The 23,015-nt window shown below is 50.0% G+C and carries 26 protein-coding genes and 3 pseudogenes; 14 read left to right on the plus strand and 15 right to left on the minus strand.

The window, feature by feature from the left end:
• Positions 1–114: 114 nt before the first annotated feature.
• The 8 genes and pseudogenes from LU633_RS02995 to LU633_RS03030 all read right to left on the minus strand — a co-directional run bounded on the left by LU633_RS02995 (position 115) and on the right by LU633_RS03030 (position 7,899).
• A protein-coding gene (locus tag LU633_RS02995) for an IS1 family transposase (protein ID WP_233481987.1) occupies positions 115–812 on the minus strand; the annotation gives its coding sequence in 2 pieces (ribosomal slippage) (positions 115–551 and positions 551–812; 699 coding nt in all).
• A 177-nt stretch (positions 813–989) separates the two neighbouring features.
• Complete coding sequence (locus LU633_RS03000) at positions 990–2,210, minus strand: ISL3 family transposase (RefSeq protein WP_046372176.1); 1,221 nt, start codon at positions 2,208–2,210, stop codon at positions 990–992.
• A 179-nt stretch (positions 2,211–2,389) separates the two neighbouring features.
• Positions 2,390–3,598, minus strand: a complete 1,209-nt coding sequence (locus LU633_RS03005; protein ID WP_046372177.1) for an IS256 family transposase — start codon at positions 3,596–3,598, stop codon at positions 2,390–2,392.
• 47 nt (positions 3,599–3,645) lie between these two features.
• Entirely contained in the window at positions 3,646–4,032 is a 387-nt protein-coding gene (gene mscL / locus LU633_RS03010; protein WP_046372353.1) for a large-conductance mechanosensitive channel protein MscL, read from the minus strand.
• Positions 4,033–4,065: 33 nt separating this feature from the next.
• Positions 4,066–4,600: pseudogene (locus tag LU633_RS03015) on the minus strand (IS5/IS1182 family transposase); the annotation flags it as partial.
• A gap of 60 nt (positions 4,601–4,660) precedes the next feature.
• Positions 4,661–5,781, minus strand: a protein-coding gene (locus LU633_RS03020; RefSeq protein WP_152664246.1) for an IS3 family transposase whose coding sequence is annotated in 2 segments (ribosomal slippage) — positions 4,661–5,523 and positions 5,523–5,781 — 1,122 coding nt in all. Because the reading frame shifts where the segments join, the coding sequence is not laid out codon by codon here.
• 282 nt (positions 5,782–6,063) lie between these two features.
• The gene (locus tag LU633_RS03025) at positions 6,064–7,104 is read right to left on the minus strand and encodes an IS481 family transposase (protein WP_046371813.1); all 1,041 of its coding nucleotides are present in this window, start codon (positions 7,102–7,104) and stop codon (positions 6,064–6,066) included.
• Positions 7,105–7,350: 246 nt separating this feature from the next.
• A complete protein-coding gene (locus LU633_RS03030; protein WP_020322745.1) occupies positions 7,351–7,899 on the minus strand; it encodes a transcriptional regulator in 549 nt (182 codons plus the stop codon).
• A gap of 146 nt (positions 7,900–8,045) precedes the next feature.
• Between LU633_RS03030 and LU633_RS03035 the strand changes: the two genes are divergently transcribed.
• The 13 genes from LU633_RS03035 to LU633_RS03100 all read left to right on the plus strand — a co-directional run bounded on the left by LU633_RS03035 (position 8,046) and on the right by LU633_RS03100 (position 16,273).
• Positions 8,046–8,312, plus strand: coding sequence for a helix-turn-helix domain-containing protein (locus tag LU633_RS03035; protein ID WP_020322744.1), 267 nt, complete (start codon positions 8,046–8,048; stop codon positions 8,310–8,312).
• Positions 8,313–8,326: 14 nt separating this feature from the next.
• Positions 8,327–9,910, plus strand: coding sequence for a Mu transposase C-terminal domain-containing protein (locus LU633_RS03040; protein ID WP_071598886.1), 1,584 nt, complete (start codon positions 8,327–8,329; stop codon positions 9,908–9,910).
• 10 nt (positions 9,911–9,920) lie between these two features.
• Complete coding sequence (locus tag LU633_RS03045; protein WP_020322742.1) at positions 9,921–10,841, plus strand: AAA family ATPase; 921 nt, start codon at positions 9,921–9,923, stop codon at positions 10,839–10,841.
• A gap of 10 nt (positions 10,842–10,851) precedes the next feature.
• Positions 10,852–11,250, plus strand: coding sequence for a hypothetical protein (locus LU633_RS03050; RefSeq protein WP_020322741.1), 399 nt, complete (start codon positions 10,852–10,854; stop codon positions 11,248–11,250).
• Positions 11,251–11,270: 20 nt separating this feature from the next.
• A complete protein-coding gene (locus tag LU633_RS03055; protein WP_020322740.1) occupies positions 11,271–11,495 on the plus strand; it encodes a hypothetical protein in 225 nt (74 codons plus the stop codon).
• Between the two features lie 253 nt (positions 11,496–11,748).
• Positions 11,749–11,943 (plus strand): hypothetical protein, encoded by a 195-nt coding sequence (locus LU633_RS03060; RefSeq protein ID WP_020322738.1) that lies wholly within the window; start codon positions 11,749–11,751, stop codon positions 11,941–11,943.
• Positions 11,944–12,171: a hypothetical protein gene (locus LU633_RS03065; protein ID WP_020322737.1), complete on the plus strand. Its 228-nt coding sequence runs from the start codon at positions 11,944–11,946 to the stop codon at positions 12,169–12,171.
• Positions 12,172–12,240: 69 nt separating this feature from the next.
• Positions 12,241–12,786, plus strand: a complete 546-nt coding sequence (locus LU633_RS03070) for a DUF3164 family protein (RefSeq protein WP_233485083.1) — start codon at positions 12,241–12,243, stop codon at positions 12,784–12,786.
• Between the two features lies 1 nt (position 12,787).
• Entirely contained in the window at positions 12,788–13,021 is a 234-nt protein-coding gene (locus tag LU633_RS03075; RefSeq protein WP_046372180.1) for an ANR family transcriptional regulator, read from the plus strand.
• A 249-nt stretch (positions 13,022–13,270) separates the two neighbouring features.
• The gene (locus LU633_RS03085) at positions 13,271–13,486 is read left to right on the plus strand and encodes a VVA0879 family protein (RefSeq protein WP_046372182.1); all 216 of its coding nucleotides are present in this window, start codon (positions 13,271–13,273) and stop codon (positions 13,484–13,486) included.
• A gap of 179 nt (positions 13,487–13,665) precedes the next feature.
• Positions 13,666–15,195 carry an IS21 family transposase gene (istA, locus tag LU633_RS03090; RefSeq protein ID WP_046372016.1) on the plus strand — a complete coding sequence of 510 codons (1,530 nt, stop codon included), beginning with the start codon at positions 13,666–13,668 and terminating at the stop codon, positions 15,193–15,195.
• Between the two features lie 10 nt (positions 15,196–15,205).
• Positions 15,206–15,946, plus strand: a complete 741-nt coding sequence (gene istB, locus LU633_RS03095; protein ID WP_046372183.1) for an IS21-like element helper ATPase IstB — start codon at positions 15,206–15,208, stop codon at positions 15,944–15,946.
• A 171-nt stretch (positions 15,947–16,117) separates the two neighbouring features.
• Positions 16,118–16,273, plus strand: a complete 156-nt coding sequence (locus LU633_RS03100) for a DUF1378 family protein (protein WP_020322734.1) — start codon at positions 16,118–16,120, stop codon at positions 16,271–16,273.
• 66 nt (positions 16,274–16,339) lie between these two features.
• Here LU633_RS03100 and LU633_RS25705 read toward each other — a convergent pair whose 3' ends face one another.
• Positions 16,340–16,993, minus strand: coding sequence for an acyltransferase family protein (locus tag LU633_RS25705; RefSeq protein ID WP_051124347.1), 654 nt, complete (start codon positions 16,991–16,993; stop codon positions 16,340–16,342).
• Between the two features lie 20 nt (positions 16,994–17,013).
• Complete coding sequence (locus LU633_RS25710) at positions 17,014–17,448, minus strand: acyltransferase family protein (RefSeq protein ID WP_051124346.1); 435 nt, start codon at positions 17,446–17,448, stop codon at positions 17,014–17,016.
• Positions 17,449–17,724: 276 nt separating this feature from the next.
• On the opposite strand from LU633_RS25710, the pseudogene LU633_RS03110 reads away from it, so the two are divergent.
• A pseudogene (locus LU633_RS03110) lies at positions 17,725–18,508 on the plus strand (DNA adenine methylase).
• Here the strand turns inward: LU633_RS03110 and LU633_RS03115 are convergent.
• From LU633_RS03115 to fmt, 5 genes and pseudogenes are all read right to left on the minus strand, one after another.
• Positions 18,477–18,713: a hypothetical protein gene (locus LU633_RS03115; RefSeq protein WP_020322732.1), complete on the minus strand. Its 237-nt coding sequence runs from the start codon at positions 18,711–18,713 to the stop codon at positions 18,477–18,479. The pseudogene LU633_RS03110 and the gene LU633_RS03115 overlap by 32 nt on opposite strands.
• 223 nt (positions 18,714–18,936) lie before the next feature.
• Positions 18,937–19,148, minus strand: a pseudogene (locus LU633_RS03120) (transposase); the annotation flags it as partial.
• Positions 19,149–19,300: 152 nt separating this feature from the next.
• Positions 19,301–20,677, minus strand: coding sequence for a Trk system potassium transporter TrkA (gene trkA / locus LU633_RS03125; protein ID WP_020322730.1), 1,377 nt, complete (start codon positions 20,675–20,677; stop codon positions 19,301–19,303).
• Between the two features lie 46 nt (positions 20,678–20,723).
• Positions 20,724–22,013 (minus strand): 16S rRNA (cytosine(967)-C(5))-methyltransferase RsmB, encoded by a 1,290-nt coding sequence (gene rsmB / locus LU633_RS03130; protein ID WP_020322729.1) that lies wholly within the window; start codon positions 22,011–22,013, stop codon positions 20,724–20,726.
• Positions 22,014–22,060: 47 nt separating this feature from the next.
• The gene (gene fmt, locus LU633_RS03135) at positions 22,061–23,002 is read right to left on the minus strand and encodes a methionyl-tRNA formyltransferase (RefSeq protein WP_020322728.1); all 942 of its coding nucleotides are present in this window, start codon (positions 23,000–23,002) and stop codon (positions 22,061–22,063) included.
• Between the last annotated feature and the right edge of the window lie 13 nt (positions 23,003–23,015).

The following is a 23,015-nucleotide window of genomic DNA, read 5'->3' on the forward strand; positions in this document are numbered from 1 at the left end:
GTTTCCCAATCAGTAATCAAAAGTATTCTGTCAGATAAACTCAAAAGGATAGAGATTGTTTGCAATAAAACCGTTTAAGAAAGATTACATGGCTCTCTTGGTCGTGACGCAGATTTATTGATAATGATGAAGAGTAAGATACCAACCGATGATCTTATTGTGCATTTCCTCTGACTTCGAAAAGCAAATTGTTCTGCGGGTCAGTCGTTTGATATGTGTGCGAAGATTAAGATTATGCCGTTCTGTCCGTTGGGTATATTTCTTGCTCACCACGTGGCTTGTTGCACTTAACAGAACTTTATAAACCGGCCAGGCATCTGTCATATAAAAGGCAATGTTAAATTTGCTTAACAGGGCCAGCAATCGTCGCAGGGTCGGGGCATTTCTCGGGCCGAAGACGTGGGCCAGAGCACGTTTGCGGATACGGTCATAAGCATAGAACAACCACCGGGGATTGCTTTTACACCGCACGTAAGACCATTGTTCACCGGCTTCACAGCAGATAACAACCTCCGTTTCGGGGTCGATATTCTCAGCTACCTGCTTTGGCGAAATTTTTTTAAGTGCCGCAGAACCGTATTGAGGCTGATACCGAGAACCCGTGCGGTATCGCGACATCCGGAACCATTCATGGCCATATTAACAATGGTCTGGTGTGTGTCTGGTTTGGCACCGGAGTAGCTAAAGTTGAGCTGAAAGGTCTTTGAACAATGCTTGCAGATGTAACGTTGGGCACCGGATGCTGAATGTCCGTTACATCGTACAGCATGAGTTTCATTGCACTGAGGGCAGACGACATCAACTTTAGCCATATGTTACATCCAAAGCGCAAAGCATACGTGATCAGCAAGTCTGCGTCACGACCGCTCTCTTTCTAACTTTCTAACTCGATAATGAAGTAAATAATCAGACTGCATGGAGTTGCAGCTGCTTGGAAAATTTGGAGAATACTGGTCGGGAATGGGACTTCCCCGATCATGGTGGGAGACTCAGAACGCCATGTTCAGCTTCCCGTAGTGGAACATTACGCCCAGCTTGAACCGTTCTTTATTCCTGAAGCCCCGTGACTTGATCCTCAGCAACCGTATTTTACTGTTCAGAGACTCCGCATTGCCGTTCGATACCCGGTTTTTCATCGCATTCAGAATGCCGTAAAGCCGCTTTGCCACCATGCGGGCAATGCTGACCATGAGTGGTATGCCGGTGTCTTTAGCCATCGCCATCCATTCCTGCCACAACTTACGGCTATGGTCGTCATAGCGGCGGTGCCACAGATCGCGGGCAAGCTCTTTCATTACCCAGCACTGGTTCGTTTGCGGTAACACCAGCCGGGCAACTTCTAACCTCTCAGCGCGGCGCCCAAAGCGATTTTGTTTGCTGTAAAACCATAAGTAGCGTGAGCGGTGGGCGTCTTTCCTGTCTGACGACGGGATCTGTTTCATCTCAGCCTGACGGGTTTTATCAACGATGGCGCACAACATTTTTGCCACATGGAAGTGATCGAAGGCGATTTTATCCACGGCATTGGGGAGATGGATGCGTGCAGCACTGATATAGGCCGTGTTCATGTCCATAGACAGCGTTTTTATCTCTTCAAGCTGGTGATCTCTCAGGCTACGCAGATAACTGGCAAGACTTTCTACACCGCGATCGTCGGTCAGTTGCAAAGCGCGTCCCTGCCTGTCAGAGATAACGGTGACGTACTGGTGTCCTTTTTTGAACCCGACTTCATCCACGCAGAGATGACGGGCCGATAAGGGTTGTTTTATCCGGGCCAGGCCTCGTTTTACTGCGCGCATCATGATGCCGTCCACGGCATTCCAACTGAGTTTGAGCTGCTTTCTGACAGCATCCACGGTGCTAATTTTCAGCCATGAAAGAACAAAGGCTTCGAACAACAGGGTGTAGCGGCTGCCTGGCCCCGCCCACGGAACCGGCAGTGTCTGGCAACCGTGCTCGGGGCAGTCAATGCGGGGTACATCAGCTTCAACCAGCGTGGTGAATTGACAGGTATCGAGGTGACGCCATTTGCGACGCCAGTGGTCATGTATGGGGCAGGATTTACCGCATGTTGGACAGGTCAGTTGAGTGTGCCCGACAATGCCGACAATCACAGTCACTGAACCAGATTTTTCATCAAGAGAAAGGGATTTTACCTGCCACGGTGCGGACAGGTTAAGGATATGGGCATAGAGGGACTTTTCGTCCATGGCAGACTCCTCAGAAAATCAAGACTGCCATCATAATGCCCTTAGCCACCACAACAGGGGAAGACCCATAAATAACCGGTAACTGTCAGATCAGGTCTGAGCTAGTACACTTAAGCAGATCACGTATTTCTGCCAGTAATATTTGACCCTGTAAATAATTCTGTGTAACTGCCACCACGTCAAAGGTGAACGCTCAGGCGGTCACCGAACTCAATAATAAAGCGGCTCATCGCCAGCCGACAGTTCTGGACCGGCATACTCCATTTTTTCGATGCCGACTGGATTGCCAGGTAAATAACCTTTCGCACTGAGTCATCCGTCGGGAATACCTTGCGTTTCTTAATGGCGGCACGGATCACGCTGTTCAGCGACTCAATGGCATTCGTGGTGTAGATAGCTTTTCGGATGTCAGACGGATAGCCGAAGAACGCATTGAGGTTTTCCCCGTGCGCACGCCAGCTTTTGCTGATTTGTGGATATTTGTCATCCCATTCTTCGGCGAACGCATCCAGCGCCATCCGTGCGGCCGCTTCTGTTGGTGCCTGATAAACGGTTTTCAGCCCGCCCGTGACCGCTTTGTAGTCCTTCCACGCCACGTATTTCAGGCGGTTACGCACCATGTGGATGGTGCACAGCTGGATGTGAGTCTGCGGATAGACGCTGTTTATCGCATCCGGGAAGCCCTTCAGGCCATCCACGCAGGCAATCAGGATGTCCTGAAGGCCGCGATTTTTAAGTTTCGTCAGCACGTTCAGCCAGAACTTTGCACCTTCATTTTCAGCCAGCCACATCCCCGGAAGCTCTTTCCGGCCTTCGGTATTGATGCCCGGCGCCAGGAACACCGCTTTGTTAATCACGCCGCCATTCTGACGAACCTTAACAACAATACAGTCCAGATAAACAATGGGATAGAGCGCATCCAGCTGGCGATTCTGCCATTCGGCGACCTGCTCTTTAACGGCATCCGTGACTTTTGATATCAGGGCCGGTGACACATCAGTATCGTACATCTCTTTGAACGTATCGACGATTTCCCGCGTGGTCATGCCTTTGGCATACAAGGATAAAATCTGGCTGTCCATCTGCTCGATACGCGTCTGATTCTTCTTAATCAGCTGAGGTTCAAAGGTATTTTCCCGGTCGCGCGGCGTGTTTAGCCCGATTTCACCGTCGTCGCACAGCAGCGTTTTCGGAGAGTAGCCGTTGCGGGTATTGGTGCCGGTTTTAGGGGCATTTTTCTCATGCCCGAGGTGGTCAGTCAGTTCTGCATTGAGTGCCGTTTCAACGGTCAGCTTCGTGAGCATGCGGAAAAACTGATTAAGGCCGGCCTCAGTTTTGAGGCCTTTGGCCAGTTCAGCAGCAAGGGCCTTAAGTTTCTTCTCGTCCATAATTTGCCTGTCTCCATTGTTGGAGTGAACATATCAAAAACAGGCAATTACACAATTTTAATTACAGTCTCTAATATTTCTTCAGTTGTTGGCTTTGGCGCAGGTTTTTCTACCTCTTTTTTCTTATAGAATTTATTCATAAGCTTAATTGCCATGAAAATGGCAAACGTAACAATGATAAAGTCAAAAACCGTTTGAATGAATACGCCATATTGTATTACTACTGCGGGAGTGTTGCCTTCTGCGGGTTTTAATATCCAGCTAAATGATTTGAAATCAACGCCACCAATTAATAAGCCTAAGGGCGGCATAATGATATTTGCTACGAGCAAAGAAACTATTTTACCAAATGCGGCCCCAATGATGACACCAACTGCAAGATCGACAACATTACCTCTCATCGCAAAATCGTAAAACTCTTTGAATAAACTTATTACTATCACTTTTTTCTTAATAAGAGCCTGTCTCAACAGAGCTTTATTCCAGACAATAAGACCACAGGAAAATGCAACAGGGCCCCGTCATTCTCAGACGTCTTTTCCCGTCGGGTCAGGGGCCGGTGAAACCGGTTCATCCGGCTGTGCGCCCTCCCGGCGACGGGCACTGAAGTTCGTGGTTTTACTGGCATCTCATTCCTCTTTACGGGGCGGGATATAAGGCTCGTCACGACGGCACAACCGGTCTGTTTTGCCCGGGCGCTCCGTCGCCTTTGTCCGGGCAGAGTCCGGGTTTTTGCCCCGGGCATCCCGTCTGAAGAGCACCGGGTGTGTCCGCCACCAGTTTGATGTCATGCCTGTCTGCTGCTGCGACGACCCGTGGCAGAGGAAGCCCTCCGGTATCTGTCATCAGACTGGGCTTTACGCCCTGTTTCCCTCTGTCCGTGGTGTTGCGTCCTGTTTTTTGTCCCGGCAGCGGTGATGTTGTCATACCGCCATCCACCGACAACCATGAGCAGCCCGTGCCGTCCGGGTGCTCACAGGCCAGTAATCCGTTCTGCCAGAAAGAAGCGATGTTATGCAGCACATATGGGGGGTGACCTGCCCCCAGTATTAGATACAACCTTCAGTTAGTAATGTCGGTTGGTTTTTCTTCATGTTTCCCGTTTCGCCAGCATGCTGCAAATTCAAGCGGCGTCTGGTAATTCAGCGATGAATGAGGTCTGGACTCGTTATAATCCTGCCGCCAGTCATTAATGATTTTCCGGGCATGAAGAATATCGCTGAACCAGTGCTCATTCAGGCATTCATCCCGAAAGCGTCCGTTAAAACTCTCAATAAATCCGTTCTGTGTTGGCTTACCCGGCTGGATAAGTCGCAGTTCTACACCATGCTCAAAAGCCCACTGTTCGAGCGCACGGCTGGTAAATTCCGGGCCCTGATCGGTTCTTATCGTTGCCGGATAGCCGCGAAACAGCGCGAGTCCGTCCAGAATACGTGCGACCTGAACGCCTGAAATACCGAAAGCGGCGGTGATCGTCAGACACTCCTTCGTGAAATCATCCACGCAGGTCAGGCACTTAATCCGGCGGCCGCTGGCAAGTGCATCCATGACAAAATCCATCGACCATGTCAGGTTCGGCGCATCCGGGCGGAGAAGCGGAAGCCGCTCAGTCGCCAGACCCTTACGGCGTCGCCTGCGTTTTACACCCAGACCGTTAAGGTGATAGATGCGGTAAACCCTCTTGTGGTTGACGTGAAGGCCCTCCCGACGCAATAACTGCCAGATGCGCCGGTAACCAAATCGGCGACGTTCAAGTGCCAGCTCTGTGATACGCAGAGATAGTTGCGCGTCAGCAGCCGGACGCTGAACCGAATAACGGCAGGTTGAAAGGGACAGCCCGGCCAGCCTGCAGGCACGACGTTGCGACAGACCCGTTATCTCACACATGACTTCCACGGCTTCCCGCTTCTGGTCTGTCGTCAGAACTTTCGGCCCAGAGCCACCTTAAGCGCCTCCTTATCCAGCATGGCTTCAGCGAGCAGCTTCTTGAGGCGGGCGTTCTCCTCTTCAAGTGACTTGAGCCGCTTCACTTCGGGGACTTCCATGCCGCCAAACTTCTTGCGCCCGGTGTAGAAGGTAGCGTCTGAAATAGCATGCTTGCGGCAGAGTTCCCGGGCCGAAACCCCGGCTTCGGCCTCGCGGAGAATACTGATGATCTGTTCGTCGGAAAATCGCTTCTTCATGGGGATGTCCTCATGTGACTTATGAAGACATTACTAACATCGCGCTGTATTAATCAACGGGGAGCAGGTCAGGGGTAATCATTTTGATACTGACCGTGCATGCCTCAAACAAGCCGATAGCCTTTTACTGGCGCGGCATTGGTCGAAATCGGGGGTTTGATACTTGTCGCGAAAAAATGACTTAAAACTGATTTTTTTGAACGGTATTTGATACTCGAATGATTTGTACTAGCTCAGACCTGATCTGACAGTTACCGGTTATTTATACAGGTGTCTGTCAGATTACATCTGGTTCAGATTTTTTTCTGCCCAGACCCGTTTACCATCAAGTAACGTGGCCATTGGCGTACGCCCGCAGCACATTTTTCCCTGATGAGTTCGCTCATTATTGTAATGCCACAACCAGTTGTCCAGATCCGTTTGCAGGCTCTCCAGGTCTTCGTATAACTTCTTACGGAACGTAACCTGATAAAAATCCTGCAAAATAGTTTTATGGAAGCGCTCGCAGATGCCGTTCGTCTGCGGAGACATCGCCTTCGTTTTTGTATGGTCGATATCGTTGATGGCCAGATACAGCTGGTAATCATGCTGCTCCACCTTACCACAGTACTCCGTTCCCCTGTCGGTCAGGATCCTCAGCATCGGCAGTCCCTGAGCCTCGTAGAACGGCAGTACGCGATCATTGAGCAGGTCTGCGGCGGTGATCGGCGTTTTACTCGTATACAGCTTGCAGTGTGCCACTTTCGAGTACGTATCCACGAACGTCTGCTGGTAGATACGACCCACACCTTTCAGATTGCCCACGTAGAAGGTGTCCTGCGACCCGAGATAACCCGGGTGAGCAGTTTCGATTTCTCCGCTGGCCTCGTCATCGTGGGCCTTCTTCTCCAGCGCTGCGATTTGAGCGTCGGTAAGCACGATGCCTTCTCTGGCGACCTTTTCCTCAAGTGCCTTCAGGCGTTTACGGAAGTTCTCCAGGTCGTGCCGTTGCCAGATGGAGCGCACGCCGCTACCGGAGATAAACACGCCTTTTTTACGCAGCTCATTACTGGTCCGGTGTTGCCCGTGGGCCGGGAACTCAACGGCATATTCAACAACAGCGCGTTCAGTGGCTTCGTCGGCGCGGTTCTTCAGGTTGGGGACGCGGCGGTTCTGGTTAATCAGCGCATCGATGCCGCCTTCAGCAGCCAGTTCCTGATAACGGTAAAACGTGTCGCGTGACACGCCCATGATCTTGCAGGCTTTTGATACGTTACCGAGTTCTTCGGCGAGATTGAGCAGGCCGGCTTTGTGTTTGATGATGGGATTGTTAGTATGAATCATGAGAGTTACCTCGCGTTTTGTTTAAGGATTAGACACCCATATCAAAACCGGTAACTCTCAACCTTTCAAGGTCCAGTGTCAGATCAAGTCGCGACTAATACAAATGATTGTCGCTTGTGTGAGTTTGAACTGCGTTTAAATCGTTTTTGATTTTAGTTTAAGCAGACAGCTAAGAAAGTTGTCTGAACTCAATAATTTCATAAAACTATGCATTACACCTGACAGCAAGCGGCTGTCTACGCTTACTTAGCCAGTCTGCTGGTGGTTTGCTAGCGGGTCGCCTGGTCCTGGCTCTTGATCCCCTTCAGAATCCCTCTCTTTAATCTGCTTATACAGACGCAGCACGCGCTCTCTGTCGCTTTCAGGGATATGTAGAAAGTCATCAATAGCTGACATTCCGTTAAGGGTCGAAATTATCCCTGACACGCCGTGTTCCATAACGACCCAAATCAAACTCTTTCTCTGTTCCTCTCCTAACAAGTCAATCAAATTCCAAATTCTTGTTTCGTTGTATTTTGCGATTTTATCGTTTTTATCAGCGACGACCTCACCAGTGATTAGCCATTCCATAGGCGCCTTGCATGCAATAGCGATAGCTTCAATCTTGTCTATTCCTGGGTAGTTTTTCCCTTTCAGGTAGCTTCTTACCGCAGATTCCGAAATGTCACAGCTTGATGTCAGAGCTACATTTGACAAGCCCTCCATAGCCACAGCCAGCCTTTCTGAAAAACGGTTTATTCCAAGCATAGCAATAAACTGTTCGTGATTTTTTGTACGAGCGTCGGTTTTTTCCATGTAACCATCTGATATAAAATGACTTTATTCAATTGCAGCATTTAGCGAATAAACCGATTTAAATCGGTTTATTTTGCGATTGGATTTAAATGCATCCGATACCCAGATTTGATTATCGGTTTAGATAAACCTGAGAGGATCACACAATGCAGTTTCCTAAACAAGATCTGACCCATGTCTTCGTTACTCCCGGTCAGGACTGGCCCAGCGACCTCATCATCGCAGCGCTTAAAAAAGCGGGCTTCAGCGTGCCAGTCCTGGAAGCTGAGTTGGGAATTGGTGCTGGCTCCCTGCGTAACGCGTTTTATCGCCACGTTCCAAGATATGAGCATCTCATCGCACAAAAAATCGGACTGTCGCCAGATTTAATCTGGCCGAGCCGTTACGGCTCAGATAATCGCCAGAGCGCGTGATCGGAGGGCATGAGATGTCTGTCTGGTTAACCGATAAGGAATGCTCATCCCTGCCCGGTATGCCGAGCATGGGACATAACATTCGTAACAAACTGGATAAGCTGGCTGGAGGTAATGATTCGCTACGCCGCCGCCGTCAGGGTACGAAGGCCTACGAGTACAATGTTGACTGCCTGCCGGACACCGCGCGTGAAGCTATTCAGGCCCGCATGGCGCGTCAGCTGCTGGCACAGTCCGCTTCCCTCCCGGCCAGGGCGACCACCGCAGGCGAGCTGGTCACGGGTGCCGGTGGCGAGAAGGTTCAGCGTGAGCTGGCGCTGTACCGTAAATGCCCGGCCCTGCTTGAGAAGAAGCTGCACGGGCTGACCAACAGCCAGAAAGCGGTTGGTGATGCCCGGATGGTGCTGGTTCAGGAGGTGTTACGTCTGATGGACAGCAGCGAAAACGGTGGTCTCAGCATGAAGCGCAAGCAGGCGGCCGAGTTTATTGCCGACGCTTCTGTCGCCGGGACGCTGCCGGATTATGTGCAGCGGGCTGCTGATATCGCCAACGCCCGCAAGGGTACCACCCGCGTGGTGGTCGGCTGGAGTCTGGCCATGTCCGAGAGCCAGGTCGCCGTAGGCGATGCCATCCGTAACGCAGTATCACGCTACGGCGTACCGCTGATGTATTACTCCGATAACGGTGGCGGTGAGAAAACCGCCGTATTCGATGCCGATATTACCGGTATTTTCTCCCGCCTCGGTATTGAGCACCCCACCGGTATTCCGGGTAATCCACAGGGGCGCGGTATTATCGAACGTTTTAACCAGGAAATACCGAAGCGTGCCGCGATGGCCTTTGGTTCCTGGGTGGGTAAATCTGGTGACCGGGAGGCGCAACGTAAGTACCGCAAGGCGGTGGATTCAGCGGTTAATGCGCTGGAGAAAGGTAAACCACTTAATGAGGTGCAGACGACGGCCATGCGCAAAGTGCCGACGATGCAGGAGCTGGTCGCGGAGATAGAAAGCCAGGTAGAACGGCATAATAACCGCCCGCACTGCAGCCTGCCGGAGCGTGAAAACGGCCAGCACTGGTCACCGCTGGCCTGGCGTAATCACGTTATTAAGCAGGAGCAGGAAGAAATTCAGTTCCTGACCAGCTCGGAACTGCATGAAATGTTCCGGCCAGAGCAGATTTGTACGGCCAGACGCGGCGAGATACAGCTATTCAAGAATATCTATTTCAGCACCGAGCTGGCCTGCGTCGAAGGCGAAGAAGTCCGGGTCTGCTTTGATATTCACGACCCCCACAGCGTTATTGTGCGCCGTATGGATGGCTCCTGGATATGTGATGCCATCTGGAATGGCAATAAGGTTGATGCCTTCCCGAAAGCCCGTATCGAGCAGCTTAAAGAGAAGCGCGTTAAACGCAGCGTCAGGAACCTGGAAGACAAGGTGCGTCGCAAGCAGGAAGAGCTGCGGCCTGCGCTTGAACAGCGACCAGAGATTGACGTTACGATGTTCGCGCCAGTGCGGGGTAATAACGAACCCGAAAAGGTTTATTTATTCGAATCGGAATTTGAAAGCGATTTAAAGAAAGCCAGTAATCATCAATAAGGTTATTTAAATGAACGTTAAAGAAAAATTAATCCACTTGCTGGAGGGGACTGGCTACACCCAAAAAAGGGTAGCCACTAAAACAGGGCTGAGTACAGCGGTTATTTCTCAGTATCTGAAAGGCGTCTATAACGGCAATATCAGTAACGTCGAGTCGGCTATCGCTGACTTTATCAGCCGCGAGGAAGAACGCGCCCGCCGCCGCGAGGTTAAAGAGTCCTTTGTCCAGACCACGCTTTCCGGGCTGGGACTGGGGTTAATCAGCAACACCCATATGGATGGTGATATCGGCGTGATCCACGGTCCGGCAGGTATGGGCAAAAGCATAATACTGAAGCGCTATGTGGCGACAAATAAGGGCGCGATCCTGATAGAGGCCGACCCCGGCTACACCGCAAAAGTGCTGCTGCAGGAGCTGTGCGCCCGCCTCGGTGTGAAAAAGACCGGCAATATCGATGAGTTAAGCGAGGAGTGTATACAGGCGCTGACGGGCACCGGCTGGGTTGTCCTGGTGGATGAAGCCGAGCTGCTTCCCTACCGTGCGCTGAAAGTCCTGCGCCGCATCCACGACCGTTCTGGCGTGGCCATCGTACTGGCGGGCATGCCACGCCTGCTGATTAACCTCAAAGGCTCTCGCGGCGAGTTTGCGCAGCTCTACAGCCGCGTGGGCATGGCGTTAGACCTTGAGGCCCACAATGGCAAATCAGAGGTGGAAGACTTCAATACCATCCTCGCCAGCCTGCTTCCAGATGAAGGCGACGGTGACGTTATCTCAGTGCCGGGCGTTGCAGAGGCGTTTCTCAAATATTCGAAAGGCAATTACCGCCGCATGTTCAAACTGGCGCGGTGTGTTGTTCGTGCCAGCGCTATCGGTAATCAGGGTATCAGCGTCAAGTTAATTGAGACTTACGCACAGCTGTTAATTCACTGAGGGAATATTAATGAGCAGCTTATTAAATAAAGAAGTCGCAGCTTTAAAACGTATTTATGTAAGAAATAGTAGCCTATTAACTGCAGGTTATGTTTCAGCGTGGAAGGCATATTTCGGTGATGAACTGAGGCTTTATATCTTTATCGACGGTTATCAGATGGTGCTTGATCGTACACGAAAAGCTGCTGGCTGGGATGTTGACCAGTGGGAAAAAGGAAAGTGTGTTGTTTTTTGGGGAGTAATTCGTTCCTGCCGCGAGTTCCGGCTGATTATGACCACCGCAAGGCGTGCCGCGCGTGATATGGAGATGCGGGCTATGGGGTTAGACCTCGAAAAGTCGCCATTCAGGCTGCTGGTCAGGGACATAAAGGAAAGAGAAGAACATCGCGCCCAGCGCCAACAGTCGTAAGCTTCAGGAGGGAATTAATCATGGATAAACAGCTTGTTAACTGCCACCGCTCACGCGCCCGAATGGAAATTCAGACTCACGGCGGACGTGTCACTGGCTGGCACCCTAAATTGCCCATTGTCTACGCCGTGCCGCCGCTGAGTAGGTCTGTATGGCCAGTGGTGGAAGTGGCTGAAAAATCTGGCGGTGTGATTAAAACCACCCGCACATCAAATATCGACGGTTGTACCGTTATCTGGAGGTAATTATGGCAACAACCATTAAAGAGAAATATTCCGCATTTATTGAGCGCGTAAAAAATAACAACGTTCCGATACTTGCTTTTTGTTGCCCACATTGCAAAAGCGCAATTTTGACTCTTGCGCCCCCTGCGTGTGAGACGTGGGATAGCATGAGCACCTGTCCATATTGTGATGGCATATTTATGAAAATAACCACTCATACTGCCGTCAATATCGGTGTTCCTGAAGCCAGCGGTAACATCGTATGGAGTGAATTATGTCAGTCACGTTGATTATTAAATTCACGCATGCGGAGGACGGTATAAACGTTGAGCCAGAAATTAACGCGAAGGCAGATTATCACTGCATTCATGAAATGGCGCATGCGACTGCGACAATTGACTATGCCCGACGCGCAGCGCGAGAAATAAACGCATTACTTAACCGACGTAATACGCACTGGAGACATTAAATGCCGATAGAAATGAAAATCATCATTGAAGAGGATGCAACGGGCGTTGGCACCCGCATTATGGCCGAAGGTCCGTGTACTGAGGCTGAGGCCCGGCAAGCTCAGTTTATTCATAGAACGGTAATTACTGCCCTGGAATGCCGTAAAGGCTTTAAACTCAATGATAGCGATGTTTGTGAAGTGAAAAAACTTCAACCAACTGGCGGAGAAAATAAGAATGTCCATTAATACCCAAAATACTGTTGTCCCTGAAGGTTATAGAAAGACCGTAAAGGGCGTCTGGTGCCGGTTGCGCAGGTGTCTGACTACGATCACGAAATGGATGCCTTTGTCCGCGCTCGCGTCGCTGAGGCGAAGGTTAAGAGCCAGGCTATGGCAGAGTTTAAGCAGGGTGCATTTGGTGATTGCTATGCCTGGGTTGAGCTTTCAGCTGAGAAATTTGGGCGTAAGCCTGGTGGGGTTAAAGGGAATGTGACCTTCTCCACCTTTGACGGTAGCCAGCAGATTGAGATCGCCGTGCAGGACAGGCTGACGTTTGGCCCGGAACTGCAGGTTGCTAAAGACATGATTGATGACTGTCTGAAAGCATGGTCTGCCGGGGCTGATGAAAAACTACTGACGCTTATCACTGATGCTTTTGACGTGGATAAAGAAGGTAAGCTGAATACCGGGCTTATTATTTCCCTGCGTCAGCTTAATATTCAGGACGAACTCTGGCAGCAGGCAATGGATGCATTAAATAAAGCGCTGGTCGTTTCCGTTACATCCACTTATATCAATTTCAAAGAGCAGGATGAAAGCGGGAAACTGGTTAATATTCCACTGGATATCGCGGGGGTGTGAAATGTCTATGAATCCGGCGAAAGGCCGCCCGATGAATAAGTTTGCGGCGTATGCAATTGGTGCGGTGAAAGCCGAGCGTGAATTTCGTTACAGTGACGCGGCAAAACTCTGGTTCAGTGCGATGTGGTGCCCCTGCAATGCCAAAAACAGAATGTGGGCCGAAATCCGTAACGAGTTTTGTGCCGCATCGGCCAAACGGCTGCAGGGGAGGACAAATGCGCGCAAGGGAATTTAACCGGAAATATCCGGTCGGTACACATTTTATTTATCAGCCCTGCGCTGCCTTAAGAGGCGGGGCGGTGATAAAGACGAAAGATGTCGCCCGTGATTTAAAAACATCGACAATAGTTGAAATCAGCGTGAAACCTTATTACGCAAATATTAAATCACTGACGCCTGCGGGCTGAATTTAAAAAATCAATCATCATTTAAATATGGCGTAAACCCGCCTGGGCGGCGCTACGCCAAAAAAGAGGGGATCGAAATGAAAGAATTAATACTTGAGGAATTTCGCGCTTTATTAAATCAGCAGAATGTAGGTCGGGACGATTATGCGTTTAGGTGCCCGATGTGCGGGACAGTTCAGTCTCCGCGTATGTTAATCGCAGCTGGCGCGGAGCCTGATTTTGATGCAGTAAATAAAATTGTCGGTTTTAACTGCATTGGACGTGTGCGTATTCCGACCCAAACCGACCATTGATTCCGATTTAATCCGATCACACTTTCCGATTTAATTCGACCACGAATTCCGATTTGTTCCGGCCAGATTTGGCCATCCGTCGGAATCCGTGATCCTGTCGTCGGAATCCCGCGCTTTTCACTTTTAAAACAATGGACAACACTTTCTCCTGATAACCCATCTTCCGGAGACGTGTCGCCATCGCAAGACTGAGAACGCGGATGAGTAAAATTAAAGAACTGCTGCGCCTTAAATTTGACTGTCACCTGCCCAACAGGAGCATCTCAGCCTGTCTGAATATCGGGTGCAGCACCGTATCTGATGTGGTCACCCGCTTCAGGGGGAGCCAGCTGGCGTGGCCCCTGCCGGAGGAGATGACGGAATCACAGCTCGAAGCGTTGCTCTATACCGGACGCGCCAGCGACAGCCATAAACGGATGCCGGACTTCCCGCTGTGCCACCAGGAACTGAAGCGTAAGGGGATGACCAAAATCCTGCTCTGGCAGGAATATCAACAGGACGCTGGCGAAAATGCCTACGGCTACAGCCAGTTCTGCAACCTCTACAACGACTGGCTGAAGCTACAGAAGCATAGCATGCGTCAGCATCATGTCGCCGGTGAGAAACTGTTCCTCGACTTCTGCGGGCCGACGATCCCTGTTATCAACCCGGATACGGGTGAGGTCCGGCAGGCTCACATCTTCGTGGCCACATTCGGTGCCTCAAACTACACCTATGTTGAGGCCTGTGAAAACCAGCGGCAGGAAAGCTGGCTGATGGCCCACGTCAGGGCGTTCGAGTTCTTCGGCGGTGTTCCCCAGCTTCTTGTGCCGGATAATCTGAAAGCAGCGGTCAGCCGCGCAGACCGCTACGAGCCGGTGCTGAACGAGAACTATCGCAAGCTGGCCCGGCACTATAACACGGCGATGATCCCGGCCCGGCCCCGCAAACCGAAAGACAAACCCAAAGTCGAAAATGCCGTTCTGGTCGTGGAGCGCTGGATCCTGATGTGGTTGCGGCATGAGGTGTTCCATACGCTGGCCGCGCTGAATCTGGCCATCAGTGAGCTACTGCAGGAACTGAATGAGCGGCCGTTCCGTCGGTTGCCGGGTTGCAGGAAAAGCCTGTATGAACAACTGGATAAACCCGCCCTGAAGGCTCTCCCGCCATACTGGTATGAATACGTTGATATCCGCCGGGCAAAGGTCGGCCCGGACTATCACGTGCTGTACAGCAAACATGCGTACTCCGTCTCTCACGCGCTGGTTGGCAGCCATATCGATATCGAGGCAGGAGCCCGACTGGTCCGCCTCTATCACCGTGGAACACTGGTAGCCCGGCATCCACGGGCACAGCAACAGGGTGGCTTCACCACGCAAGCAGAGCATATGCCGGAATCCCATCGCCGACAGCGATGGAGCCCGGAGCGGCTGGTGTCGTGGGGCGAGAGCATCGGCAGCACCACCCGTGCCGTGGTGGCATGGCACCTGCACCATCGCGCACATCCGGAACAGGCTTACCGGACCTGCCTGGGTCTGCTCAATCTCAGCCGTGAATATGGCGATACCCGGCTGGAAAACGCCTGCCAGCAGGCGCTGTTACTGGAGCGCCCATGGCGTCAGGTGATCCTGAATCTGCTGACAAACCACCGGGACCGGCTGAAAGACGAAGTGCCGGATGAGTCCCCTGTAGAGCACAGCAACGTACGCGGTGCCGGGTACTACCACTGAGGAGAAAATAATGCACAACAACCTGCTGGAACAGATACGCGCCCTGCGGCTGGGGCACATGAGCAACGCGCTGGAGTTGCAATGGTCGCAGCCGATGACCTACACCTCGCTGAGCTTCGAGGAACGGCTGGGCCTCCTGCTGGAGCACGAACTGCTGCAGCAGGAGGTCTCGAAGGTCAACCGTCTGCGAAGACAGTCGAAACTGAGACTGGATGCGCAGCCTTCACAGCTTGACTACCGGCCGGAACGGGGGCTGAACCGGCAGTTGCTGGTACAGCTGCTGACAGGCACCTATGTTCACCGTCATGAAAATGTGCTGATCACCGGCCCCACGGGATGCGGAAAAACGTACGTTGCCTGTGCCCTGGGTGAGCAGGCCTGCCAGCAGCATATCCAGGTGGTGTATTATCGGCTGACGCGGCTGCTTGATGACCTGAATATCGGGCATGCCGACGGGAGTTACCAGAAGCAACTACTGCATCTGTCGAAAAAGGACCTGCTCATCCTTGATGACTGGGGTCTTGAGAAGCTGAACACCCGCCAGGCCTCAGAGCTGCTGGAAGTGATGGAGGACAGATACCAGCGGGGAAGCACCATCATCAGTCAGCTACCGGTGAGTGAATGGTACAAGCTGGTAGGCAACCCGACGGTAGCCGATGCCCTGATGGACCGGCTACTGCACAACGGACATCGCGTTGAGCTCAGGGGCGAATCAATGCGTAAACTGGCGCAAACCGATCAGACGAGTTAAAAACTAAAGGAAGAAATAACCAGCGCGGGAAGCGCGATCGAAATCGTCGGAATCATCGGAATACGCAACAAGCCAGAGTGGCCGGAAAAACCCGCTCAATAAAATTGATATTCACAGGGGGAATAATATCGCGTCCCCTTTATACTTGAAGAAGAAACACAGGAATAAAAAATGACGTTGATTCAGACTGTATTACTTTATGGTTGCACTGCTGTTTGTGCGCTTTATCTGATTGCCGGTGGCTATAAAACTATTCGGACTTACATTCGTAAAAAAATTGACCAGGCTGCAGAGGCAAAAAATAAAGGGTCACTGATAGCTCAATAGTAGTTAGTACTGAAGATTAAAGCACCTCTTTGATTGAGGTGATTTTTACGTGAAAATATAAAAAAATCATGAAGATACAGGGTTGTCTTCTAACGCAGAGATGCGTCCAGTGTGTAATTTATTTCGAAGAAATTGTGTTAGCTTTACCTCTACATAGTGATAGGTCAAATACGCAACCAGAATCGAAATCGTAATCAGTGCGACAAACCCAGGAACACCATGCATGCTGCCGGGGAGCAATTTTTCAGCTTTGCCGGAAATAAACCCTGCTAATGGATTTTGAATCAAATATAACGAGAATGAAATATTCCCCAAAGTGATTAAAAACTGAGGGAAAAATCGTGTAACCGCATTGCTATATAATGCGAATGTCAAAACGAGAATGGAAAAAGCAATACCTGACAAGAGGTTATAGGCAGTTAACTCTCTTGTATATATGGCCATTCCGATAGCAGTCGCTATTAAAATGGACACTAATGCAGATTTACCTTCAACATAATGACTGACTTTTTTGTACATGAACCCGGCAAGTGCGCCGAATCCAAACTCCAGAATGATAGGGTTTGTCAAGAACCTTGCAAACACTGAATCAAACGCATATCCCTTTGCTGACAGGGTAAATTCACCTTTGAGGTAGTATACAACCACAACCGGAAGAGCGAACCAAAAGGCAAGCGCAAAAAGACGAGGTTTGATGAGCAAGCACAGTGAAAATGCCATATAGAAATAGATTTCATAATTTAGCGTCCATCTAACATTGTACATACCAGAGCTATCAATATAGAGGGGGCTGGACTCTGCAAATATGGTCTGAAAGTTAACGCACTGATTAAATTATCGACTTTACCAGCATAGTGAAATGTGCTCATTGCTCCACCCGTCAAGAATGCAACAAGTAGAATCAAGTAATACATAGGTACTATGCGTATCAGGCGATTAACTATGAAGCTGACACTGGTCTTTAAACCGTATCCCTTGCCGTCTGTAACGTAGACCATGATAAATCCACTTATTACAAAAAACAGGTCAACACCTATGCCTCCCCAGCTAAAAAGCGAGTCAGGGACAGTCCGGTCAGCGCCATCAGGCACAAGATAAAAACGATAATGGAACAACACGACCGCCAGGGCCGCTAAACCACGTAGTATCTGAATCGACTCAATTTTATTTTTCATTGCACTTGTATATCCCGATAACCTCTATCACATTGATTTTAATAATAAATACTGGTATTCAATCGCCATTTAGAAGGATTTCACAGGATTAATACGCTCTGAGAATCAACAATTATTATATTTTCGATCTGCCGATGACAAACCTATTCAAAGTAAACTCGCTCTATCCGCTACAAGTTCGTGACTGCATTAAATGCTTACCCCTCATAGCATTGGCTTGAGCGATCAATTATCAAAGATTGATCGGCACAACAGATCAATTATTGGAAAACAACTATGAAATCAATCATCTTTCCCTGGGTCGGTGGCAAGCGAAAACTGGCTAAACACCTCTTACCCATGCTCCCCGCGCATACCTGCTACGTTGAGCCGTTCTGTGGCGGTGCCGCGCTCTTTTTCATGAAGGAAGCGTCAAGAGCTGAGGTGCTGAACGATATCAATAGCGATATCGTTAACCTTTACCGGGTGATCCAGAATCACCTGGAGGAGTTTATAAAACAGTTTAATGGACTTTAACCAGCCGCGAAATATTCCAGTGGCTCAAGGATACACCCCCTGAAACGCTGACTGATATTCAGCGAGCGGCCAGATTTTATTATCTACAGAAATTGTCTTTCGGGGTCAAGGTCGAGGGACGAACATTTGGCACCAGCGCGACAGGCCCCTCAAGTTAAATCTGCTGCGGCTGGAAGAAACGCTGTCAGAGGCCTGGCTGCGTCTGCATCGGGTAACAATAGAGCACCTGGACTGGAAAACATGTATAACCTGTTACGACAGGCCAGACACGCTGTTTTACCTTGACCCGCCGTACTGGCAAACGCAGGGTTACGGCGTACCGTTCGGTCTTGAAGAGTATGCCGCAATGGCGGAACTGGCACGCAGATGCCAGGGGAAGATGATTATCTCAGTTAACGATCACCCGGACATGTACCGGGTGTTTGAAGGGCTGGAGAAGATAGCGGTTAATACAACATACTCAGTAGGCAGTAATAACGGCCATAAAGCGTCTGAACTGGTGATATGCAACTTCAGGTCTGAGATTGATGCAGCGAGGCTTTAAACCCTTCTGAAAGGCACCACAGGCCGTTATTTTCGACGGCCACATCAAATACCGCCATCTGCTCAAGTATAAAGCGGGTGGCGTGTTCCCGTTGTCCAGTCATGTAGGCGATGGCCTGTAGGGTCAGTGAGGCCGTCTGACCGAAAGCTGAGATAACGTCATACGCATCGTCAGTCATGGTCTGGCGAATCTGATAAAAGTTCATGGTCAATTCCTTCCAGGCGACTAAGAAACCTACAGGCCTGTAGTGCGACGCACACTAACTCGGTGGGATCGGACAGTCCAGTGGAAGGAAACATGGAAGGTTAGAGATGGTTTTATCGGTTGAAATTTGCGCTGATTTGGAAGGTATTTGATATGCGCCGGAGGGGTATCACCGCGAATCAAATACCCTTCAAATCAGTATCAAACAATTTTCGCGGCTACAGTCGGTGCGCAGAAGCTGATGAACATATCCCTGTGGCATTGAGTGCATTCCACTGACAGGCTGTTCTGGGGACGAAGAAAATGGCGGTCATTGCGCCCGATTATCAACACGTTTTCGGCGCGTACCCGGAGGATGGCGGGTTTTGTGTTCCGGGATAAGCGGAGCGATTTTGTCCCGGGGTTCATCGCTAATCTGCCCTTTACCGCCTGCCATACTTTGCCCTCAGATATGACCGGTATGCATTATACGATAACGCCTTTTGGGACAGGTTTTTAATGTCAGGTCTAACAAAGGGCTAGTTTTTTGCCATTTCAATTGTTAATAAACCTGTTAGGATTTACTGGGTGAAGCTAAATCCAATTACATCACAGGAAAAAAGGACTTGGCTGGAACAGGCGCTCCACATCTGAAACAAACTTCTTATCTGTCAAAAACATAATCACGTGATCGCCCTGTTCAATGCAGAAATTGCTATTGGCAATTAATACGTCATCACCACGCACGACTGCACCAATAATGCTACCAGGAGGTAGTTTGATATTATCGATCTGTCTGCCTACCACCCGAGAAGTTGTTTCATCGCCATGAGCAATTGCTTCAATCGCCTCTGCAACCCCGCGACGTAAAGAGGAAACACCGACAATATCTGCTTTACGTACATGGCTTAATAATGCCGAGATCGTGGCCTGCTGGGGCGAAATGGCAATATCAATTACGCTGCCTTGCACAAGGTCAACATAGGCTCTACGCTGGATAAGCACCATAACTTTCTTTGCTCCCATCCGTTTTGCCAGCATCGCCGACATGATATTGGCTTCATCATCATTTGTGATGGCAATAAACAGATCGATTTGATCGATATGCTCTTCAGCAAGTAGTTCCCGATCGGATGCATCACCATAGAATACGATCGTATTTTGAAGGATTTGAGCTAGTTCGGCAGCGCGTTGTTGATCGCGTTCAATCAGTTTTACGCTGTAGTTTTTCTCCAGGCGCTGTGCCAGTCCTGACCCAATATTGCCACCGCCGACAATCATGATACGTTTGTATGGTTTCTCCAGACGCTGATATTCACTCATGACTGCTCTGATATGCTGGCTTGCGGCAATGAAAAATACTTCATCACCTGCCTCTATAATAGTAGAACCTTGCGGACGAATCGGTCGGTCATGCCGAAAGATTGCAGCAACCCGTGTGTCTATGTGCGGCATATGTTCACGCAGGGTTGATAGCGGATTACCTATCAGCGGACCACCATAGTATGCTTTTACTACAGCCAGACTAACTTTATTTTCAGCAAAGTTGACCACTTGCAACGCGCCAGGATATTCAATTAAACGGTGAATATTATCAATCACCAGCTGTTCTGGAGAGATAAGATGATCGATTGGGACTGCTTCTGGAATAAAGAGCTTATCGGCATCGCGAATGTAATCTGGCGCCCGGATACGCGCGATTCTGTTAGGGGTATTAAATAGTGAATAGGCAACCTGGCAGGCAACCATATTCGTTTCATCCGAATTGGTTACTGCAACCAACATATCCGCATCTTCGGCTCCCGCTTCGCGTAAAACTCTGGGATGCGAACCATGGCCCTGAACGACACGCAAATCAAATTTATCCTGAAGCTGCCGCAAACGAATACCATCTGAATCCACGACGGTTATATCGTTGTTTTCACCCACAAGATTTTCTGCCAGGGTGCCGCCAACCTGGCCCGCACCAAGAATGATTATTTTCATTTTGCTTCAGTCTGCTTTGTTAGAATCAGAAGGGTCGGCCTGAGCACTAAATTTTAGTCAGTTTGGCGTAATAAAAACCATCACCGCCAGCAGGTTCAGGGAAGATTTGCAGGCCCGGATGCTCTGTATTGCCTGTCTCTTTGAGTTGAGCATCAATATTACGCGCAAGAAAGGCGGCGATCTGTAAATGATTCTCTTCCGGTAAAATTGAGCAGGTGGCGTAGAGTAAAATACCGCCGGGTTTCAGATATGGCCAGATGGCGTCCAGAATTTGTTGCTGAAGTGCAGCCAGTTCACTGATATCCCGATCGCGTCTTAGCCATTTTATATCAGGGTGGCGCCGGATAACGCCTGTGGCAGAGCATGGTGCATCTAACAAGATACGGTCAAATCTTGTCTGACCACACCATTTTTCCGGCGTGGTTGCGTCGCCAGATTTGACATCGGCTGACATATTCAGGCGCTGAAGATTTTCACGTACTCTTGCCAAACGTTGGGCATCAATATCGACAGCTGTTACCCGCGCCAGCGGTGCAGCCTCAAGGATATGTGTTGTTTTACCACCAGGCGCAGCACACAAATCGAGAATCGCCTCATGATTCTGAGGAGAAAGAAGTGCCACGCATCCCTGTGCCGATGCATCCTGCACACTCACCCATCCTTTTTCAAAACCAGGAAGGTGATTGACCGGGCAGGGGCTTTGCAGCCTCAGTGCGTCAGGATGAACAGGGTGCGGTTCAGCACTTTTACCTTGCTCTTTGAGTAACTCAAGCCATGCATCGCGTGTATGGTGCTGACGGTTGACACGTAGCCACATCGGGGGACGTTGATTGTTTGCATCAACGATGTCACGCCATTGCTCAGGCCAGGCTTGTTTTAGCCTGTCTAATAGCCATTTAGGATGTAAATAATTTTGCTCGACTTTGCTCATTGTCAGCATCAGATCTTCCTGCTTGCGCTGAAACTGACGAAGTACGCCGTTAATCAGGCCTTTCAACTGTGGGCGTTTAAGAGCAACTGCGCCCTCTACTGTTTCAGCTAACGCTGCATGAGCGGGGATGCGTGTAAAAATAAGTTGATATAAACCAGTCATTATCAGGAAGTGAATTGAACGCTGCTTACCTGTCATTGGGCGTTCCATTAACTGGCTTATAAGCCATTCCAACTGTGGCAAAGTGCGGAGAACACCATAACTGAGCTCTTGAAGCAGGGCCTGGTCTTTTTCAGAACGGTTTCTCTGCGCAGCAGGCAATACATTACTCAGTGACAATCCCTGTTCGACCACTTTTTCCATAGTCTGGGCAGCCAGAGCGCGCAAGTTAGTCATTTTTTTCATTAGTGATCGCAAGTTAGAATTCGCCCGATGTGACACGGGGCGAAGTATCAGGCAAGAATATTGCCGGGAGTAAACCACTCACGACGAGAGTTGAGCAAGTCTTGCGCCTTCATGGTTTTTTTACCGGCAGGCTGTAGTTCTTCCAGCAACAACACGCCTTCCGACGTCGCGACCTGAATACCCTGCCTGTCTGCCTGCATAATTTTCCCCTGCTCCTGGTCAACGTGTGGAAGGACAGAGGCTTTCCAGACTTTCACTGGTTGATTGTCAACAATGAAATAGCTCACAGGCCAGGGATTAAAAGCGCGTACACAGCGTTCCAACTGTTTTGCAGAAAGTGACCAGTCAAGTTTTGCTTCTTCTTTGCTGAGTTTTTGAGCGTAGCTAACCAGCCTTTCATCCTGAACCTCAGGACTTAGCATGCCCACTGACATTTTTTCCAATGTTATCAACATCGCTGCCGGGCCAAGTTTAGCCAGCTTATTATACAAACTGGCGCTGGTATCCTGAGGTTCAATGGGACACATAAGTTTGTGCAGCATATTGCCAGTATCAAGGCCAATATCCATCTGCATAATTGTAATACCTGTCTCACTGTCGCCTGCCCAAAGTGAACGCTGGATAGGCGCCGCGCCGCGCCATTTTGGGAGTAGAGAACCATGAACGTTGATACAGCCTAAACGAGGCATGGCGAGAACGGGTGCTGGAAGAAGTAGCCCGTAAGCAACCACTACCATCACATCGGCATTGAGTGCAGCAACTAACTCCTGGTGTTCTTCGGGACGCAGGGAGGCAGGTTGAAACACGGGAATATTGTGCTGCTCTGCCAATTGTTTAACCGGGCTTGCCGTCAACTTATTCCCTCTGCCGGAAGGGCGATCCGGCTGGGTAAAAACACCAACTACGTTATGACCAGATGACACCAGAGCGTGAAGATGATGCGCCGCAAAGTCGGGTGTGCCGGCGAATATAATGTTTAAGTTGGACACACTGTCCCCTTAT

This window comes from Erwinia tracheiphila, assembly GCF_021365465.1.
Classification (GTDB): domain Bacteria; phylum Pseudomonadota; class Gammaproteobacteria; order Enterobacterales; family Enterobacteriaceae; genus Erwinia; species Erwinia tracheiphila.